Annotated in this window: 21 protein-coding genes; 2 read left to right on the forward strand and 19 right to left on the reverse strand. The window is 63.7% G+C overall.

Going from position 1 to position 18,836, the window contains the following annotated elements:
• Positions 1-623: 623 nt before the first annotated feature.
• The 6 genes from rpsN to J7E82_RS17810 all read right to left on the reverse strand — a co-directional run bounded on the left by rpsN (position 624) and on the right by J7E82_RS17810 (position 4,382).
• Positions 624-929, reverse strand: a complete 306-nt coding sequence (gene rpsN / locus J7E82_RS17785; RefSeq protein WP_214865036.1) for a 30S ribosomal protein S14 — start codon at positions 927-929, stop codon at positions 624-626.
• A gap of 2 nt (positions 930-931) precedes the next feature.
• The gene (rpmG, locus tag J7E82_RS17790; protein WP_003798558.1) at positions 932-1,099 is read right to left on the reverse strand and encodes a 50S ribosomal protein L33; all 168 of its coding nucleotides are present in this window, start codon (positions 1,097-1,099) and stop codon (positions 932-934) included.
• Entirely contained in the window at positions 1,099-1,335 is a 237-nt protein-coding gene (gene rpmB / locus J7E82_RS17795) for a 50S ribosomal protein L28 (protein ID WP_144662315.1), read from the reverse strand. The genes rpmG and rpmB overlap by 1 nt, the downstream gene beginning before the upstream one ends.
• Positions 1,336-1,705: 370 nt before the next feature.
• Positions 1,706-2,485 carry an SGNH/GDSL hydrolase family protein gene (locus tag J7E82_RS17800; protein WP_214865038.1) on the reverse strand — a complete coding sequence of 260 codons (780 nt, stop codon included), beginning with the start codon at positions 2,483-2,485 and terminating at the stop codon, positions 1,706-1,708.
• Positions 2,486-2,555: 70 nt separating this feature from the next.
• Positions 2,556-3,821 (reverse strand): glycosyltransferase 87 family protein, encoded by a 1,266-nt coding sequence (locus J7E82_RS17805; RefSeq protein ID WP_214865040.1) that lies wholly within the window; start codon positions 3,819-3,821, stop codon positions 2,556-2,558.
• A gap of 81 nt (positions 3,822-3,902) precedes the next feature.
• Complete coding sequence (locus tag J7E82_RS17810) at positions 3,903-4,382, reverse strand: MarR family winged helix-turn-helix transcriptional regulator (RefSeq protein ID WP_214865042.1); 480 nt, start codon at positions 4,380-4,382, stop codon at positions 3,903-3,905.
• An 83-nt stretch (positions 4,383-4,465) separates the two neighbouring features.
• Here J7E82_RS17810 and J7E82_RS17815 point away from each other — a divergent pair, with 83 nt between their 5' ends.
• Positions 4,466-4,753 (forward strand): YciI family protein, encoded by a 288-nt coding sequence (locus tag J7E82_RS17815; protein ID WP_214865044.1) that lies wholly within the window; start codon positions 4,466-4,468, stop codon positions 4,751-4,753.
• Between the two features lie 13 nt (positions 4,754-4,766).
• Here the strand turns inward: J7E82_RS17815 and J7E82_RS17820 are convergent, their stop codons facing one another.
• The 13 genes from J7E82_RS17820 to J7E82_RS17880 all read right to left on the reverse strand — a co-directional run bounded on the left by J7E82_RS17820 (position 4,767) and on the right by J7E82_RS17880 (position 18,114).
• Positions 4,767-5,600, reverse strand: a complete 834-nt coding sequence (locus J7E82_RS17820) for an SGNH/GDSL hydrolase family protein (protein WP_214865047.1) — start codon at positions 5,598-5,600, stop codon at positions 4,767-4,769.
• A 100-nt stretch (positions 5,601-5,700) separates the two neighbouring features.
• Entirely contained in the window at positions 5,701-6,756 is a 1,056-nt protein-coding gene (locus tag J7E82_RS17825) for a siderophore-interacting protein (protein ID WP_251042082.1), read from the reverse strand.
• Positions 6,753-7,580, reverse strand: a complete 828-nt coding sequence (locus J7E82_RS17830; RefSeq protein WP_214865049.1) for an ABC transporter ATP-binding protein — start codon at positions 7,578-7,580, stop codon at positions 6,753-6,755. Before J7E82_RS17830 ends, J7E82_RS17825 begins: the two co-directional genes overlap by 4 nt.
• A 1-nt stretch (position 7,581) precedes the next feature.
• Positions 7,582-8,622 carry an iron chelate uptake ABC transporter family permease subunit gene (locus J7E82_RS17835; protein ID WP_308113944.1) on the reverse strand — a complete coding sequence of 347 codons (1,041 nt, stop codon included), beginning with the start codon at positions 8,620-8,622 and terminating at the stop codon, positions 7,582-7,584.
• Positions 8,623-8,720: 98 nt separating this feature from the next.
• A complete protein-coding gene (locus J7E82_RS17840) occupies positions 8,721-9,824 on the reverse strand; it encodes an iron ABC transporter permease (RefSeq protein WP_214865051.1) in 1,104 nt (367 codons plus the stop codon).
• Between the two features lie 17 nt (positions 9,825-9,841).
• Positions 9,842-10,912 (reverse strand): iron-siderophore ABC transporter substrate-binding protein, encoded by a 1,071-nt coding sequence (locus J7E82_RS17845; protein WP_214865053.1) that lies wholly within the window; start codon positions 10,910-10,912, stop codon positions 9,842-9,844.
• Between the two features lie 169 nt (positions 10,913-11,081).
• Entirely contained in the window at positions 11,082-11,591 is a 510-nt protein-coding gene (locus J7E82_RS17850) for a LysR substrate-binding domain-containing protein (RefSeq protein WP_214865055.1), read from the reverse strand.
• The gene (gene menE, locus J7E82_RS17855; RefSeq protein WP_214865057.1) at positions 11,524-13,098 is read right to left on the reverse strand and encodes an o-succinylbenzoate--CoA ligase; all 1,575 of its coding nucleotides are present in this window, start codon (positions 13,096-13,098) and stop codon (positions 11,524-11,526) included. Before menE ends, J7E82_RS17850 begins: the two co-directional genes overlap by 68 nt.
• A gap of 9 nt (positions 13,099-13,107) precedes the next feature.
• The gene (locus J7E82_RS17860) at positions 13,108-14,433 is read right to left on the reverse strand and encodes an MFS transporter (protein WP_214865059.1); all 1,326 of its coding nucleotides are present in this window, start codon (positions 14,431-14,433) and stop codon (positions 13,108-13,110) included.
• 66 nt (positions 14,434-14,499) lie between these two features.
• On the reverse strand, positions 14,500-14,955 hold the full coding sequence (locus J7E82_RS17865) for a MaoC family dehydratase (RefSeq protein WP_214865061.1): 456 nt from the start codon (positions 14,953-14,955) through the stop codon (positions 14,500-14,502).
• A 37-nt stretch (positions 14,956-14,992) separates the two neighbouring features.
• Positions 14,993-16,255 (reverse strand): acyl-CoA dehydrogenase family protein, encoded by a 1,263-nt coding sequence (locus J7E82_RS17870; RefSeq protein WP_214865063.1) that lies wholly within the window; start codon positions 16,253-16,255, stop codon positions 14,993-14,995.
• Between the two features lies 1 nt (position 16,256).
• Positions 16,257-17,150, reverse strand: a complete 894-nt coding sequence (locus J7E82_RS17875; protein ID WP_214865065.1) for an amidohydrolase family protein — start codon at positions 17,148-17,150, stop codon at positions 16,257-16,259.
• A gap of 16 nt (positions 17,151-17,166) precedes the next feature.
• Complete coding sequence (locus J7E82_RS17880; RefSeq protein ID WP_214865067.1) at positions 17,167-18,114, reverse strand: SDR family NAD(P)-dependent oxidoreductase; 948 nt, start codon at positions 18,112-18,114, stop codon at positions 17,167-17,169.
• Between the two features lie 156 nt (positions 18,115-18,270).
• Here J7E82_RS17880 and J7E82_RS17885 point away from each other — a divergent pair, with 156 nt between their 5' ends.
• Entirely contained in the window at positions 18,271-18,729 is a 459-nt protein-coding gene (locus J7E82_RS17885; RefSeq protein WP_214865069.1) for a MarR family winged helix-turn-helix transcriptional regulator, read from the forward strand.
• The last annotated feature ends 107 nt before the right edge of the window (positions 18,730-18,836 follow it).

An 18,836-nucleotide genomic window follows, 5' to 3' on the forward strand; every position in this document is an offset into this window, starting at 1 on the left:
CCAAAGCTGGACAAAATTGGAAACCACCTGTAAAAACCCGACCCCAACGCCGCACAACACGAGGACCCGGCCATTCAACCAATTCACGCAAAATCCGTACCAACAAACATGGCACACTATTGAGTTCTCAAACAACAGACACACCCGGCACCACCCAAACCAACGTTCAGGATCGCTCCGGAGCAACTTACCAAACCTACCAGACCCGCACGACCCGGGCAACCCGGCTAAAAGCCGAACCACCCCGAACCACACACACAATCCGGCACCCCCACAACCACACGGCACACCACAAAAGCGCACCGTAACCGGTTCCGTTTGAAAGGGGGTTTCGCCGCTATTTTTCCGCATCAGCGGCGGCGACCCAGAAAACAATACACGCCCACCAGCCCCCACACAAATCAGCCCCCCACACCCACAAGCAACCCCCAAAACCCCCGGAAACACACGGAAAACCGCGACCGCCGCACCCCCGGCACGGCCGCCGCCGTCGAACCGTGCCACTGTGGAGCGCATCACACCGGCGGCACCACAGCCGGTGTGCCCGCCTCAAGCGCACAGACCGCCAGGCTTAAACGCGAAAGGCCGGCAACCGTAATGGTTGCCGGCCTTCGTGAGGCGTATTACCAGGAAGACTTGGTGATACCCGGGAGCTCACCCTTGTGAGCCATTTCGCGGAAGCGAACACGGGAGATACCGAACTTCTGGAAGGTGCCGCGGGGACGGCCGTCGATCTGGTCGCGGTTACGCAGACGGATCGGGGAGGCGTTGCGGGGCAGCTTCTGCAGGCCGAGGCGTGCTGCCTCGCGTGCTTCGTCGCTCGCGTTGGGGTCAACCAAGGTCTTCTTCAGTTCGAGGCGCTTGGCTGCGTAGCGCTCAACGATGACCTTGCGCTGCTCGTTACGAGCAATCTTGGACTTCTTAGCCATGTTTAGCGCTCCTCTCGGAATTCGACGTGCTGGCGGATCTTGGGGTCGTACTTCTTCAGGACCAGGCGGTCAGGATCGTTACGACGGTTCTTGCGGGTTACGTAGGTGTAGCCCGTGCCCGCAGTGGACTTCAGCTTGATGATCGGACGTACGTCCTTGTCTTTTGCCACTAGAGCTTCACCCCACGAGCCAGGATGTCGGCGACGACTGCGTCGATACCGCGCACGTCGATGGTCTTGATGCCACGAGCAGACAGGGTCAGCGTGACGTTACGTCGCAGGGACGGAACCCAGTAACGCTTCTTCTGAATGTTCGGGTCGAACCGGCGCTTGTTGCGGCGGTGCGAGTGCGAAATGCTGTGTCCAAAGCCCGGCTCGGCTCCGGTCACCTGGCAGTGTGCTGCCATGACTCTCCTCCAAAGATTGAATGTAACGGCTGGCAGATTTCTGCGTCACCGTGCGGCAGGGGCGTCCGCCTCCAGCTGGTAGTCACAGGCATCAGGCAGCGAAAACCGCTGCGGTAAAGGCCTGGGATACTGGGCGAATACAGGAATGCACGCAACTTGAGCCCCTAACTACCGGCCACCGGGACTGCCATTACTGGATCAGTCGCCGCCAACCGGAGCAATTGCACACGCTCCGCGCCACCTAGCGCCTAACCATTCTAGGGGTTGGGTGAATTTAAGACCAATTCAGAGAACGCGGGGTCACTTGACGCCCATGCCGCGGACTGGAATGGGCCGTAAGTGACCCCGCGTTGGTTTTGAACGGGAAGCCTTAGCCCAGTTTCAGCGCCGGCATCTGAGTAAGTTGCTCATAGCGCGGCTGAAGGCCGTCGCCGGAGGACCTTCCCGTAACCCTGCGAACAACCCAGGGTGCGGCAAATTCCCGCACCCAACGGGCGTTGGCGCGGAGGGCGTCTGCCCTGCTGAGCTGCCGCACTGGCTCGAGCGGAGGCACGTCGATCGAATCATCGTGTTCAAGGACCTTCAGTACGCGCTTGGCCATGTTGATGTGCCCGGGAGCGGACATGTGCATCCGGTCCGGCGCCCACATCCGCCAGTCGTAGTACTCACTGAAGCGCCAGTAGTCCACCAGGAGGGCGCCATGGTCCTCGGCGATGCCACGAACCAGCTCGTTGTAAATCGCGGTACGTCCGCGCATGGTGCCAAAGATCTTCGACCCCCGGGCATCGAAACCCGTGAACATGACCACCGTGGCACCGGTGGCGGCAAGCTTCTTGATGCCGGCTTCGTACTCAATCAGGAGAGCGTCGATGTCCACCTTGGGCCGCAGAATGTCATTGGCGCCGGCATAGATGGAGACCAGCGTGGGATTAAGCGCCACCGCGGCGTCGACCTGTTCTGCCATGATCTGGCGCAATTTCCTGCCTCGGATGGCAAGGTTGGCGTAGCCGAAGTCGTCGTTGGCACGGGCGAGCTGCTCGGCCACCCGATCGGCCCAGCCGCGGACACCGTTAGGACGTCCGGCGTCCACATCTCCGACGCCTTCCGTGAACGAGTCTCCCAATGCGACATAGCGAGCCGAAAAATCCATAGCGACAGTCTGCCACTGGCTCGGCCCCGGCAAGAAAATGAGGGGACGCAAGCCGTTACCAACGGGAAGCCTAGCGGCCGGCCGATTCCAGGGCTGCGGTGCGGGCATCAGAAGCGGCGCTCGTCCTTGCGAGTCGAACCAGCTTTCCGATCGCCCAGACCAGGACGGCAATGACCAGCACATTGCGTGCGGTCAGCAAGAGCGCCACACCGGGATTCAAAGCAACATAGAGCCGGTCATATAGAAGCGGATAGATCAGCGTTGTCAGGATTGAGACGGCCACCATGACGACGGCGGGAACCGCCCACTCAGTGCCGCGGATCGCGACACCAACGGCGACCACGGCCACGAGCCAAATCATGAACTGCGGAGAACCCACCTTGTTGAACACAATCATTGCTGCGACCAGCGCGAGGGATCCTGCCAGGAGCAAGTCCGTCCGGTCCGCTCCCCTTCTGGTTGCAACAATCATGATTGCGGCGATCACCAGCAGGCTCAGCACAAGGAGGGGGTTCATGAGTGATCCAACGAAGTCAGCAAGTGACCCATCGACTTCGACCGTCAGGATCTTCGAGTTGACGTAGACCCTGGTGCCACCGCCAACAACGGCCTGCCAGACGCCGGCAGTGGTCATGGGCGCTTCCAGCTGCATCCCGCGGTCCTCCTGCGCCTGGATGAAGCCGAACAGATTGCTGGCACCTCCATTGGCCACAACCACCCCTGCAACCATCATCGAAACGGCAATCCCGGCGAGAATGACCTTTAAGCGTGACTTGCTCGCGATGATCAAGGCCAGAACGGGGGCCGCTGGCCAGACCTTGATCCAGGTCGCCAGGGACAGGAGTGCCGACGCAAGGAGCGGATGAGCCGCTGCAAGAAGCAGCCCAACCACTACAAGGGGCCCCGTTATGCCGTCCACGCGAGAGAAGGCCACTGGCCCCAGGATCGCCGTCAGGCCAATCCACAAGTAGGCCGCCTGCCAGCCGTAACGTGCCTGGCGACTGTAGAGGAACGTCAGGACGGCGCCAAGGTTAAGCAGGGTGCAAAGCAGGAACCAGGCAAGCATGTAGGGCTTTTCACCAAGCGCCGCGGAAATGACCATCGGCAGCATGGCACCTATCGGATAGACCCAGGCGACGTCGATCCCTTGCCAAATCCCGTAGGAGAGACCCTGAAAAGCCCACTCACGGTACAGTTCCACGTCCCCGTAGGGATTGCCTGACAGCATGCGCGGAAGCAGCAGGGCCCAGAAGAGCACGTGTACAGCGGCAAAGACCGCCAGGACTGAGACTCTTTTTCTGAGCAGAACGACGATTTCCGGCCACGCTGCAGTCATGTGTTAGAGCCTTTTGCTTCGGTGGTTCCAGGACGGCATCACTGTAACACCGGGCCTAAAACCCGGCAGCCGCAGCAAAGGTCAGTTTTCGCGCAGGATCCAGTGGTCGTCGTCGAGCCTTGCCACAATTTTCTCGCCGATCCGCGCCAGGTCCGCCACGTCGTCGTCTGTCATCGCGTCAAACATGAGGGTCCGTACGGACTCGACATGATCGGGCGCCAGCCCGACGATGGTGTCCCAGCCGGCGTCGGTGAGGTGTGCAACGGTGACCCGCGCGTCCTTGGGGTGCGATTCACGCTCCACCCAACCGCGCTTCTGCAGTTTGGTGACCACATGGGACAGCCGCGAGAGCGAGGCGCTGGTGCGGGCGGCAAGCTCGCTCATGGGCAGGTAGCGCCCCTCAGCCTCCGAGAGCATCGCCAGGACGTTGTAGTCGAACAGGGAGAGCTTGCCTGCCGACTGGAGTTGCGTGTCCAGCGCAGCCGGGAGCAGAGTGGCGATGCTTACCACCGCCAGCCAGGCACGGCGTTCTTCGGCGTTCAGCCAGCGCGGTTCCGTCATGACTCCATCTTAGAAGAAAAAACAAATACTTGATGTTTCAAGCTTATTGCAACCGCTCGGACCGACGACGATAGTCTGGCCTCATGTTCGTAGTGGCGCTCACCTACAAGGTTCCTGACGAAATCGTCGATTTCCACCATCCAGGCCATATGGCCTGGCTGAAGGAAGCGTTTGACGACGGTGTGTTCCTCGCCTCAGGACGCCGCATCCCCGCCGTCGGGGGCGTCCTGCTGTCCAGGACGGGCAGGGCGACGCTCGACGCTTCTCTCGCCAAGGACCCCTTTTACATCAATGGGGTTGCCGACTTCGAAGTCATCGAGTTCACGGCGACCAGCGTGGCTGAGGGCTTCGAAAATCTGCTGGAGGGCTGAGCGTCCTGCTAAATCAGGACTCCCGCTCCTCGATGAGCTTCCGGAGCCCTCCCTTCGGCGGAACTTTCACTGGCTCCGGCCAACGCGGCTTAAGTGAATCACCCAGCGTCACGCCACGGAGCTTCCGGCGGAAAAGGGGCAGCACCCACTCGTGGATCCATCGGCGTTGACGGCGCTCCCATTCGCGGAGGCCGATCGGTGCCGGCGGCTCCCACGCTTTGGGTTTGAACTTATGCGGCACGCCGAGGTGATCCAGAACCTGGGCCGCCAGGAATTTATGGCCGGCCTTGGACATGTGGAGCCGGTCCGTATCCCACATTCGGCGGTCGTGATAGGCGTCCAGGCACCAGTAGTCCACCAGGACGGCACCGTACTTGGCTGCCAGTTCCCTGACTCGCTGGTTGTAGACGGCATTGCGTTTCCTGAAAGGCTCAAGGATTGCTGACACCTTGACGTCGTAACCCGTGAACAGGACCAGCGTGGCCCCCGTGGCCGCCAGCTTTCCCACAAGGTTTTCGTACTCGGCCATGAGCACATCCATGTCCGTACCGAAATCCAGGATGTCATTCCCGCCCGCATAGAGCGTGATCAGGGTCGGTTCCATGGCGAGGGCAGGTTCGAGCTGCTCGTCCACAATCTGCCGCAGGCGCTTGCTACGGATGGCCAAATTGGCATACTCCCAGCCCGGCTCCGCCTTGGCCAGCTTCTCGGCCACCCGATCAGCCCACCCCCGCACGCCGTTAGGCAGGTGCTTGCTCCGATCCCCCACCCCCTCGGTAAAGGAATCCCCAAGAGCAACAAAAACCCGCCGCCCAGCAGAATCAGGAAGCAAAGGAAACCCACCCACGCCGCGACCCTACCCAACAAATTCAAATGGAAGGGAAAGGAGGAGTTAACTGCACAAGCGTCACCACCAAGACAGCGAAAGGTGAGAGAGCATCCGCCCTCTAAAGCTCTGCCTTACCCTTCCGCCAGTACCCCATGAACGCAACCTGCTTCCGGTCGATTCCGACATCCCGTACAAGGTAGCGGCGCAGTTCCTTGATCACTCCGGCTTCGCCGGCAATCCAGGCGTAGAACGGCAGCGCGCCAGCAGGCTTGTCAGGGTTCTTGGTGGCTTCGATGGCCGCCGCGTCCATTCGGGCGGGCGTCTCCCACAGGATCTCCCGGTCGACGTTGACGTCTTCGGGCTCGGGCCCGGCAGCGGACTCGGGTGTCTTGATCCCAACCCAGCCCGGCACGGGAATGGCTTTACGGACGGCTTGTTCGAGGAGTTCGCCGTGCGGACGTGAGCGTCCGATTGCTGCACCGCGCGCGAGCCACGTAACTTCGATGTCGGCTTCAGAGCTGAGGTCTTGGAAGTCCCCGGCTTTGGGCACTTCGAGGATGGCGTGTCCCGTCATTCCCGCCGGCAGGCTTTCCAGGATGGCGCTGATGGCGGGAACGGCCGTTTCGTCTCCAGCGAGCAGGACGCGCTGTGCCAGGCCGGGCCGCCATTCGATGCCGGAATACGTTTCCGCCGTGACGCAGTGAGCCGCACGGTTGTTGGGGCCGATGATGGTGACGGCGTCGCCCGGCTTGGCGGACAGCGCCCAGTTGGCGGCCGGCCCTCCATTACCTTCATCGTCAAAGTGCATCACAAAATCAATGTCAATCTCCGGGTACACGGCATCGAGGCGCGCGTTCCGGACCGTGTAGGTGCGCATCGCTCCGCGCACTGCAGGATCCATGGCCAGCCACTCCCGGTACCACCCGGCGTCGCCCATCTCGATAGCCGGCAGCGGCAGGCGATTGCCGGCGTCGTCGAGGTTGGGGATCATGAGCTTGATCCGCAGGTCCAAGGTGTCTCCGGACACCCCGAAGCCGCGCAGCGAGTACCCGCCGAGGGTCACACGCCGGAAGCTCGGGCTCAGTTCCTGGACGGCCGAGACGGTGACCTCGAAGGCCAGGGTCATGGGCTCCGTGGCCGTGTTGCGCACTGCGGGTCCTGCTTCTGCACTCATGAGGCGATCTCCAGTTCCATGGCGGATGACACAGGGTCGGCATGGTGCCGGCCGATTGGGATGATGAGCGGCGCACCGGACACCGGGTCCGGGACAACGCGGGAGTCGAGGCCGAACACATCAAACACCATCTGCTCGGTGACAACATCGCTCGCGTGGCCCTCGGCGACAATGGCGCCGGCCTTCATGGCGATGACGTGGTCGGCGTAGCGTGCGGCAAGGTTGAGGTCGTGGAGCACGATCGCCACGGTGGTTCCGCGTCTGCGGTTCAGGTCGGTTACCAGATCCAGCACTTCCACCTGGTGCGCCAGGTCAAGGTACGTCGTGGGCTCGTCAAGGAGCAGGACCTCGGTTTCCTGCGCGAGTGCCATGGCGATCCAGACCCTCTGGCGTTGCCCGCCCGACAGTTCATCAACGTTCCTCTCTGCGAGTTCCAGGGTGGCCGTGGCTTCAAGCGCGCGCTGCACGGCGAGCTCGTCGTCGCTGCTCCAGCTACGGAAGAAGCCCTGGTGCGGATACCGGCCGCGACCTACGAGGTCGCGAACGGTAATTCCGTCAGGTGCCGACGGATGCTGCGGCAGCAGGCCGAGGGTTCGTGCCAGCTCACGCGCGGGACGGGAGTGGATGTTCTTGCCGTCCAGGGTGACGGCTCCCCCGGCCGGCTTCAGCAGTCGGGACAGGCCCCGCAGCAGAGTGGACTTTCCGCAGGCGTTCGCGCCCACGATCATGGTGACCTTGCCCTCGGGAATTTCCGTGGATAAGTCCTCCACTACGCGCCGTTGTTCGTATTGAAGCGTCAGGTCCTTGGCGTTCAGCACTGCCATCTCAGGCTTCCTTTCGGTTGGACGTGACCAGCAGCCACAGCAGGAACGGCGCGCCCAGTGCGCCGGTGACGACGCCGACCGGCAGCACCGTGCCGTCCAGCAGTTCGGGGGCGATGTTTGAGGCGAAGTAGTCGGCAGCCAGGACGATCAGCGCCCCGGTGAAGGCCGACGCCGGCAGGCTGGCTGCGCGCACAACGCGTCGCGCGATGGGCCCGGCCAGGAAAGCGACGAAGGACACGGGGCCGGCTGCCGCCGTCGCCACCGCCGCGAGCGCGACGGCGACCAGCACCACGGTGAGCCGTACGGCACCGACGCGGATGCCGAGGCCGGCAGCGGCGTCGTCGCCCAGTTCCAGGATGCGCAGCGGCCCGGCCAGCCAGGCAGCCAGAGGCACGAGGAGCGCCAATGCCAGGAGCAGGATCCCGGCCCGTTCCCATGTTGCAGAGTTGAGGGAGCCGTTGAGCCAGACGAGGGCGTCGGCGGCGGTGCGGATGTCGGCTCGCGTCAGAAGGAAGTTGACCACAGCGTGCAGGGCTGCAGCGATGCCGACGCCGGCCAGGATGAGCCGGCTGCCGGCGGCGCTGTCGTTGCCCGCGCGGGAACCGAGCGAACCGCCGCGGGAGATGGCATAGATCAGTGCCGCTACGGCCAGGGCCCCGGTGAGGGCGGCGCCGGAAACAGCTGCACCCGTCGCGCCGAACACGACAATGGCGATGACGGCTGCGGCGCTGGCACCGTAGCTGATACCGATGACGTCGGGGCTGGCCAGGGGGTTGCGGAGCATGGTCTGGAACAGTGCGCCCGAGAGCCCGAAGGCGACGCCGATGAGGGTCCCAATCACGGCCCTCGGGAGCTTGTTTTCCATGACGATGAAGCTGGCGCCGGGGATCTTTTCGCCGCCGGTCAAGTGCGCCGTGACGATGGCGAAGAAATCCGGAATGGTTACCGTGTAGCTGCCGAGGAGGACGTACACGGCGAAAAGGACGAGGGCGGCCGCGGCAAGGAGGGCGGGGCGCGGATTGGCGGTGCGCGCGTTGGCGATGCGCGGGCCGGCGGGGCGCGGGCTGATGGTGCCCGGGTTGGGGGTGCGCGGGTTGGCTCCGCGTTTGGACTGGGCAGGTGTTGCGGCTGTTTCGGTCTTCACAGTCCGGCTCCCTTCCCGCGACGGACCAGCCAGACGAACACCGGAGCGCCCACAAGCGCCGTCATGATGCCCGCGGGGACCTCGCCTGGGAGCATCGCGACCCGGCCGATCACGTCGGCGGTGATGAGCAGGACCGGGGCCAGGACCAGGGAAAATGGCAGGATCCAGCGGTAGTCGGGCCCGGTGAAGAAGCGGACGGCGTGCGGGATCACGAGGCCGATGAAGGCGATGGGGCCGGCGAGTGCCGTAGCGGAACCGCACAGGAGCACAATCCCGACGGCGGTGAGCGCGCGGACGAGGGTGACGTTCTGCCCCAACCCACGTGCGACGTCGTCACCCAGGGCGAGGCTGTTCAGCACCCGTCCGGTGGCCAGCACAATCAGGGCGCCGATCAGCAGGAACGGGAGTCCCGGAAGAACCACGGACCATTCGCGTCCGGCGATGCCGCCCACCTGCCAGAAGCGGAAGCGGTCCCACGTGTCCTGGCTGGAGACGAGGACGGCATTCATCAGCGAGTAGAGTCCGGCGTTGAGCGCGGCCCCGGCGAGGGCCAGCTTGACCGGCGTCGCGCCGTCCCGGCCCATCGACGCGATGAGGTAGACGACGACGGCGGCTACCGCGGCCCCGATGAACGCGAACCAGATGTAGCCGGTGAGGGACGAGATCCCGAAGACGTAGATACCGGTGACCACGGCCAGTGCCGCTCCGGCGTTGACGCCCATGATGCCCGGGTCCGCCAGGGGGTTCCGCGCCACGCCCTGCATCGCGGCGCCGGCAAGGCCCAAGGCCCCTCCGGCCACGAGGCCCAGCACGGTCCGGGGAATGCGGGCGAGGACCACGGCGTGGTTGCCGTCGTTGGGGTTGAAATTGGTGAGGGCCTGCCAGATGGTTTCCAACGGCAGGCCGCGGGCGCCCACCGCGAGGGAGGCGCCGCTGGCGAGGATAAGGACGACGACGGCGGCCACGAAGGCCAGGCCCTGTCGGGAACCAGCCCGTCGGGAACCAGCCCCGCGAGGAGCGAGATCTCGTCCCTTTGACGGCGCCAAAGCGCCGAGATCTCGCACCTCAGTGGCGGGCGCCGCCGTCGTCCTTGTCCCCATTGCTGTTGAGACCGGCTCTACTTGACCGCGTCGGCGGCTTTACCAAGCTGCGGCAGGAACGTATCCAGCGACCACGGCAGGCTCAGCGGCGACGAAGCGGAGATTGCGAGCGTGAGCGTGTTGTCCGAGTCGGCAACCAGGGCCCCGCCCTTGATAGCCGGGATCTGGCCGAGCAGCGGGTCTGCCTTGATGGCATCTGCGGTTGAAGCGTCCGGAACCCAAGTCACGAAGATGTCTGACTCAAGCTCATTGGCCTTCTCTGCGGACCACGGGAAGAAGAATTCCTTCGAGCCCTTCGAGTTCTCCTCCACAACCGGAGCGAGCTTCATGCCGATTTCGGAGAGGAAGCGCGGACGGTTGTCGTTGGCGGTGTAGACGTTGACGCCGTCACCCTTGGCGGGCTCGAGGTTGCCGTAGATGAAGCTTTTGCCTGCCAGCTGCGGGTACTGGGAGACCTTGTCCTTGATGGTGGCCTCGGTGTCATCAATGAGCTTCTTGGCCTCGGCTTCCTTGCCCAGTGCCTTGCCGATGATGGTGGTGCTGTCCTGCCAGGAGGTGCCGTAGGCGATCTCCGGGTGTGCGACGACGGGAGCGATTTCGCTGAGCTTCTTGTAGTCCGCTTCTTCGAGGCCAGAGTAGGCGGCAAGGATGACGTCGGGGCTGAGCTTGGCGATCTCGGTGAAGTTAACGCCGTCCGTCTCGGAGAACTGCACGGGGGCCTTGTCGGAACCGAAGCCGGCGCCGAGCTTCTCGAGGGCCGCGTCCTTCCAGGGCGTTGAGCCCTTGTCGTTGCCGCCCCACTCATTTTTCGGGACGCCGACCGGAACTACGCCAAGGGCGATCGCGACGTCGTCGTTGACCCACGAGATGGTTACAACGCGCTTGGGCTGTTCCTTGATGGTGGTTTCACCAAAAGCGTGCTTGATGGTTACCGGGAACTGCGAACTGGCTGCCTGCTCAGATGCCGGAGCGCCGGAGGCGGCGGGCCCGGTGGAGCAGGCAGAAAGGGAAAGAGCGACGGCGGCCAGGGCGGCGGTCGCGGTGCCTGCGGACTTCAGCAGGGCGCGGCGTGGAAGAAGGGAAGCCACGGGACTCCTTAGAGGATTGAAGCGAACCCGAGTAAGGCTAGCCTATCCTTTGAGAAATTAAGAAACGTTTACGTCACGTATTTCCTCGAAGTGACGAGGCGCACGTCAACGGAGCTCTTCCCACAGACAAGTACCCGTCTTTGGTGGACAACCTGGAAATTGGTCTGGGCTACTCAAAGGCCATGCCCATAGCCGCAGTTTTTCCCTTGATGTGGTGCAGGACCGCGGCGAGGGCGGGCCATGTGCTGTTGCCGCGGCGGGTGCGTGCGTAGGCGCGCACCCGGACATCGGGCTGTGTGAGGGGAATAAGGACTATGCCTTTGGGAGGCTGGGTGTCTGCGGGTAGAAGACCTATTCCCATCCCGGCGACGATGAGGTCTTCGACGAGTTCGAGGCTGTCGGCCTGGTGCCTGACCTTGGGCTCAAAGTCCGCCATTGATGCGATCAGTCGAAGAACATCCTCGTCCGCCCGGTTCCGTGAGTTGCCGATACAGTCATAGTCGCGAAACTTTGCGAAGACTCGTGGCCAGCGGCACCCAACTGGCCCGCAGTTAACGTCGTTTTGGGCGCTCATAACGACGTTAACTGCGAGCCAGTTGGGTGGGGGATCCTCAGTGCGCGAACTGCTTCCTAAGCTCCACCTTGCGGATCTTTCCGCTGGCAGTGCGGGGCATTTCATCCACGAACACCATGGACTTGGGAATTTTGTACCGTGCCAGGCGTCCCTCGAGGTGTGCCCTCAACTGCTCCTCAGTGAGGCTCGCGCCCTCCCTCAAGGTCACGATGGCCCGGGGCACTTCTCCCCATTTGTCGTCGTCAATGCCGATCACCGCCACGCTGGCTACGGCCTCAAGCTCCGCAATGGCGGCCTCAACCTCCGCCGGATAGATGTTCTCACCGCCAGAAATGATCATGTCCTTGAGACGGTCGGACACGAACAGGAAGCCCTCGTCATCCCGATAGCCCATGTCCCCTGAGCGGAACCAGTGGGAGTCGGCGTAGCTCTCTATCGTTGCGTCGGGCCGGTTCCAGTACTCCTTGATAACGTTCGGTCCGGAGATCTGGATCTCGCCGATCTCCCCCGCAAAGGAGGAACCGCCCAGGGGGTCGGCAATACGAACGTCGGTGAAGAACTCGGGAAGGCCTGCCGATCCCGCCTTGTCCCTGGATCTCTCCACGGGAAGCATGGTTGCCCCGGGCGCGGTCTCGGTCATGCCATAGCAGCTGGTGAAGCCGATGCCCCGTTCCTCATAAGCGTCCAGGACCCGGCGGGGCACTGCCGAACCGCCGCACGTGAGCTTGTCCAGCGAACTGAGGTCCGCCGTCGCCCAATCCGGATGTTCGCACAGCATCTGGAACGTGGTGGGCACTCCATTCAGGCTGGTCACCCGGTGCCGGCCAATGATTTCCAGCACGCGGCCGGGATCGAACCTGGCTTCGAGTACAACCGTGGCGCCCTTCAGCAGCATGGGGAGCAGTCCCATGTCCAGCGAGGCGACATGGAACAACGGTGAGATCATGAGCGCGACGTCATTCCGGTTCAGGTCCATGTCCACAATGACGTTGATGCAGTTCCACGTGATGTTCCCGTGCGTCAGCAGGGCACCCTTGGGCTTTCCCGTGGTGCCCGAGGTGTAAAGGATCATGGCGCCGTCGTCGAGGCTGACCGCGACGTCGATCGCGTCACCTGGCGCGCCCTGCAGCACCTCCTCATACGCTTCGATGCCTTCAGTTTCCACGCGAGAAGGTTCCACGGACGGGGCAGGGGACGCGCCGCCGTCGGCGTTTGCAAACGGCACAACCAAGCGGTGCTGGACGTCGGTGTCCACCACGGACGCTGCGGCAAGACCGTCCAGGCCCTCGGCATTCACCAGCAGCCGCGATCCCGAGTCCTGGAGCTGGAACTGCAGCTCGGGGGCGGCAAGACGCGTGTTGAGCGGCACGAAAATCGCACCGAGCAGGCCGCATGCGAAGAACGTCTCCACGAAGGAGGGGTCGTTCTCGCCGAGGTAGGCCACACGATCGCCTTTGGCTACGCCCCGTTCACGGAAGGCATTGGCAAGACGGTCGGCACGGTCGGAGAGTTCGGCGTAGCTCAGCGTTCGTTGCCCGGCAACGACGGCGGTCTTCGGCCCCGACTTCGGACGACGGCGGCGCAGCCAGGAACCAACTCCATTGTTGTCCATCTGATCCTCCTAGCGGACCGTTGTGAGGTCGTTGTTCTTAGATTCCCGCGTCAGCAGGATGAAAACAATCGAAACGAGGGCCATCACGGAGAGGAACGTGATGACGGGAGCGATGTTCTGCCCGGAATCCTTGTAGAGTCCCGCGATGATCCCCGGAGTGAAGCCGGCCCCGATCAACGTGGCGAGCTGATAGCCCATTGCGGCCCCCGTGTAGCGTGCCGTGGTGCCGAACTGCTCCGACACAAACGCTGCGAGGGGACCGTACAGGCAGGAATGCAGCACGAGTGCCATCGTGAAGGCCAGGAACACGAGCGCTACATTCCCCGAGCCCAGCAGCGCGAACATGGGGAACAGGTAAACAATGAAGAGCGCCAGCCCGGCCACCATGATCGGGCGTCGGCCGAAGCGGTCCGAGAGGCGTCCGCCCAGCAGGACGAAGAGGATGGAGATAGCGGACGCCCCGGCGAAGGCGTAAAGCACGCCCTGCTGCGGTGCCCCCTTGGATACCGCGTAAGTGACTGAGAACGTGGGCAGGACGACCTGCAGGCCGAAGCCCGCCGCGCCGGCAAACATGATCATAATGAGGGCCTTGGGGCGGCGCAGCACTTCCAGCAGCGGAATCTTGCGCTTGATGCCCTCTGCGCTTTCTTTGGCGACCGCCTCGGCAAAGATCGGGCTCTCGGAGACGCGCAACCGGACGAACATGCCCACAATCAGGAGGACGAAGGACAGCAGGAACGGAACCCTCCAGCCCCAGGCTAGGAAGGCCTCCTGGGGAAGGGCAGAGAAGACGCCCATCACCACGGTGCCGAGGACTGCGCCTGTAGGAGCGCCGGCGTTGACGAAGGAAGCGGCGAAGCCGCGCCTCTTCGGGTCGGAGTGCTCCAGGGCCATGAGCGCGGCTCCGCCCCATTCACCGCCGACGGCGATTCCCTGGCACACACGCAGCACTACCAGCAGCACGGCTCCCCACGGGCCGATCACGCTGGAGCCGGGGATCAGGCCGATCAGTGTTGAAGCAACGCCCATCATGGCCATGGAAATGATGAGCATGCCCTTGCGGCCAATCCGGTCGCCGAAGTGGCCGAAAATGATGCCTCCCAAGGGCCGTGCAATGTAACCGGCGGCAAAAGTGGCGTATGCCGCTACGACGCCGACCCACTCGTCCGTACCGGCGAAGAAGACCTTGGGAAAGGCCACGGCCGCGGCCGTTGCATACAGCAGGAAGTCGTAGAACTCGATGGTGCTGCCCAGATAGCTGGACATGATGACCGTCCGCGCTTCCTTGCGCTTTGCGGCCTGGCTCGCCGGTGCGAGCGTGGTGTGTCCTGACATGGCTGTTCCTTGGAAAGGGGAGGGATATTGGGGTTGTGAAGCGGGGGCTTACTTGTGAAGCGGTGCTTACTTGTAGAAGCGGGCGAGGAATTCGGCGACGACGGCGGGGCGTTCCTGGCCTTCGATTTCGATGGTGGCGTTGACCTTGATCTGGGCGCCGCCCTTGACTTCGCTAACCTCGGCGATCGAGGCGAGCATGCGGACCTTGGAGCCGACCTTCACCGGGGAGGTGAAGCGGACTTTGTCCAGGCCGTAGTTGACCTTGGTGGTGACGCCGTCGACGTCGAACAGCTCGCCCCAGAACGGGATGATGAGGGACAGGGTGAGGAAGCCGTGGGCGATCGGTGCGCCGAAGGGGCCGTCCTTGGCGCGTTCGGGATCGACGTGGATCCACTGCTGGTCATCGGTCGCGTCGGCGAACAGGTTGATTTGTTCCTGGGTGATCTGGCGGTAGTCGGTGGTGCCGAGGTCGGCGCCGGTCATGGTGAGCAGGGTGTCGAAATCGACGACGAGATTGGGCATCTTTGCCTCCTGGGGTTGTGGCTTGTGAAACGCGGGTTTAGCGGGTGAAGGCGCTTTCGCCGGTGAGGGCGCGGCCGATGATGAGGGCGTTGATCTCGTGGGTGCCCTCGTAGGAGTAGACGGCTTCGGCGTCCGCATGGAAACGCGCGACGTCGGTCTGCAGGGTGATGCCGTTGCCGCCGACCACTTCACGGGCCAGCGCAACGGTTTCGCGCATGAACAGGGACGTCTGCATTTTGGCCAGGGCTGAGTCCTGGTCCCGGTAGATGCCTTTGGCCTGCTGTTCGGTCAGCCGGACCACGAGGGACAGGCTGGCGGTGATGTTTCCGAGCATGCGGGCGAGTTTTTCCTGGACCAACTGGAAGGAGCCGAGGTAGCGGCCGAACTGCTTGCGTTCGGTGACGTAGTCCAGGGCTGCCTCGAAGGCGCCGGCCTGGATACCGGTGGCGATCCAGGCGACGTCCGAGCGCATGGCCCGCAGCATGGCGGCGACGTCCTTGAACGAGTTCACTTTATGCAGCCGCTTCGCTTCCGGGACGCGGACCCCGTCGAGGGTGATGTGGGCGTTCTGCATCATCCGTAGTGAGGTCTTGCCGTGGATTTTCTCCAATGTGACGCCCGGGGCCGCCCGGTCTACGAGGAAACCCTTGACTTGGCCGTCGGCGTCGGCGGTATCACGGGCGAACACGGCCAGCACATCGGCGGTGAGGGCACCGCCGATCCAACGCTTCGCGCCGTCCAGCACCCAGTCCCCGCCACCGCCGCCCCCTGCTTCTGCTTCGCGGCGGGCCGTCGTCGAGAGTCCCCCGGCGATGTCCGAACCGGACTCCGGCTCCGTCAGCGAGAAGACCCCTTTGAACGAGAAGTCGATGACCTTGGGCATCCACACCCGCTGCTGCTCTTCGGAGGCGCCGACGCGGATGGCAGTGCGGAACAGTCCTGCCTGGGCCGTGTACCACGTGGCCAGTGAAGCGTCCGTGCGAGCGAGTTCGAAGATCCGGAAGCCATGATAGATCCCCCGTGCAGCTTGGCCTCCCGCGGTGAGTTCCGTTGGCTCCATCAGGTCCAGGTCGATCAGCGGCTGGGCCAGCTGTTCGGGGAATTCGCCGCGCTCCCAATATTCGGCCAGCAGCGGTTTCGCGTCCCGGTCCAGGAAGTCCCGCAGCCGGGCAAGGACTCGCCGCTCGTCGTCGGTGAGGAGGGCTTCGGCGTCGTAGAAGTCGCAGGCCCCGTAGAGCCTTGCCGGCTCCCTGGTGCGGTCTTCGGCACCCGCCGCACGTTCCGCCGTCGTCGTTCCCATCTCAGTCCCCCAGCCCCAGCAGCCGGACGGCGTTGTGCTTGAGGATCTTGGGCCGTACCTCGTCCTTGAGCGGCAGGTCCGCGAATGCGCCGAGCCATTTTTGCGGGGTGATCAGCGGGAAGTCGGTGCCGAACAGGACCTTGTCCTGCAGGATCGAGTTGGAGGCCTTGACCAGGGACTCGGGGAAGTACTTGGGCGACCAGCCGGACAGATCAATGAAAACGTTGGCCTTGTGCGTTGCGATGGAATTGGCCTCGTCCTGCCACGGCACTGAGGGATGGGCCATGATGATCTGCAGGCCCGGGAAGTCGGCGGCGACGGCGTCAAGCAGCAGTGGGTTGGAGTAGGACAGTTTGATGCCGTACCCGCCGGGAAGCCCGGCTCCCATGCCGTTCTGCCCGGTGTGGAAGATGGCAGGCATCCCGAGTTCCTGAAGTGTTTCCCACAAAGGGTAGAAGCGTTCGTTGGAGGGGTCGAAGCCCTGCAGGCTGGGGTGGAACTTGAAGCCCCGGGCGCCCAGTTCCACGGCCTGGTGCTTGGCCCCGGCGATGGCGTCCTCCCCCGTGCGGGGGTCGACGCTGCCAAACGGAACCAGGACGTCGTTGTTCCGGGCAGCCCCGGCGATGAGTTCCGGGATGCTGTTGGGCTCGTGCTTCAGCTGGGTGCGGGCGTCGACGGTGAAGACGACGGCGGCCATGTTCAGTTCGCGGTACACCTCCGCGATGCGGTCCAGCGAGGGGGTGCGGTCCTCGGCCTTGAAGTACTTCGCGGAGGCTTCCGTGAGCGCGGGCGGGAGCGATTCGTGGCCACAGCTGTCCACTTCGAGGTGGACGTGCATGTCGACCGCGTCGAGCTTGGCGACATCGATGTCGAGCTCATAACGGGTTGCAGTCATATCAGCGGACCTCCTGTCAGCGGGCCGGTGCCGGTTCGGCGGGCGTAGGCTGCAGCTCGGCCGGGAGCGGGAGGAATTCCTCGCCGTAGCCCTGCAGGTTCTGCTTTCCGAAGAGGGATTCCGCGCCCTGCTGCAGCGCCTCGTAGCTCCAGCCGCCCTCGCGGTACTCGGTCACAGCTGCCTCGGGGTGAGTCCAGATCTGCACGCGGTCCCCGCCGGCACCAATGGCCTGGCCGGTAATGCCCGCCGCCTCATCGGAGGCGAGGAAGGCAACCAGGCCGGCGACGTCGTCGGCCGTCCCGAAACCGAGGTCGTGGCGGAAGAAGGACGGCATCGCCTCCCCACGCTCGTCCGCTTCCACGGCCTTCTGGAAGTAAGGGACGGTCTTGGTCATGGCCGTGGCGGCTACCGGGATCACCGAGTTGACCGTCACGCCGGACTTCTTCATCTCCAGCGCCCAAGTGCGCACCATGCCTACGATGCCCGCCTTTGCGGCGGCATAGTTGGTCTGGCCGAAGTTTCCGCGCTGACCGGTCGGCGAGCCGATGGTGATGATCCGGCCGGCCACACCGTTGTCCTTGAAATACGCGAAGGCCTCGCGGACACACGTGAACGTGCCCTTCAAATGGACGTTGATCACCAGGTCAAAGTCCTCGTCGGTCATCTTCAATAGGCTCTTGTCCCGCAGGATCCCGGCATTGGTCACGAGGATATCCAGCCGACCGAAGGCCTCAACTGCGCCGTTCACCAACGCTCTGGCCGCCTCAGTGCTGCCTACGGGAGCAACGACGGCGGTGGCGCGACCGCCGTCGGCCTCTATCCGGGCCACTGCATTGGCAGCGGTCTCTGCATTGACATCATTGATGACGACGGCGGCACCCTGGCGGCCGAGCTCCCTCGCGTAGGCCAGGCCGAGGCCCTGCCCGCTCCCTGTAACAATCGCAACTTTGCCGTTCAAGCTCATGGCGTGCTCCTTCGCTTGCTGTATCCGGCCTTTGCAGCTGTTCCGGCCGGCGCCGGTGGGCCAACCCCACTTCGGCGTGAGATCCTTGTCACAACCAATGAGAATATATATCGTTGAGAAAGTCAACGATTGAATTTAACTAGTAGTGGGGTTGGCATGGTTACGCAGAAAACAGTGGTCGAGGCGCCTCGCCTCGCAGCAGCGGACATTGGGAATGACGTGGGTCTGCTGCTGGCGAAGCTGCACGCAGCTGGCTCCGTGCTGAACAACAAAGCACTGGGGGAATTCGACCTCAAGGAGCGGTCCTTCTCGATCCTGACCCTCGCCTGCAGCGGCCTGGAGCCCACTCAGCGGGAGCTGGCCGATTTTCTGAGCCTTGATCCGAGCCAAATCGTGAGCCTCGTTGACGAGCTCGAGGGCAGGGGCCTGGTGGAACGAGCCACAGGCAAACGAGACCGACGCGCGAAGATCGTGACCGCAACAAAGGAGGGCCGCAAGGTCCATGCCAGGGCACGCGAAGCGGCCGAAGGCAGCGAACGGGTACAGCTCGCCGCCCTCAGCGAAGAGGAAACCGCCGAGCTCAAGGCCCTGCTCCGAAAGGCGCTCTGGGGCTAACGGTACCCCCGAACCTCTCGCACCTTTCGCGGCCCAAACCACTGCCCTCCGCACTGACATGAGGGAGCGTCGGGTGGAAGACGGCAGGAAGTGCTAGAGGATCGGGT

Source organism: Arthrobacter sp. ISL-30 (assembly GCF_018613855.1).
GTDB lineage: Bacteria > Actinomycetota > Actinomycetes > Actinomycetales > Micrococcaceae > Arthrobacter.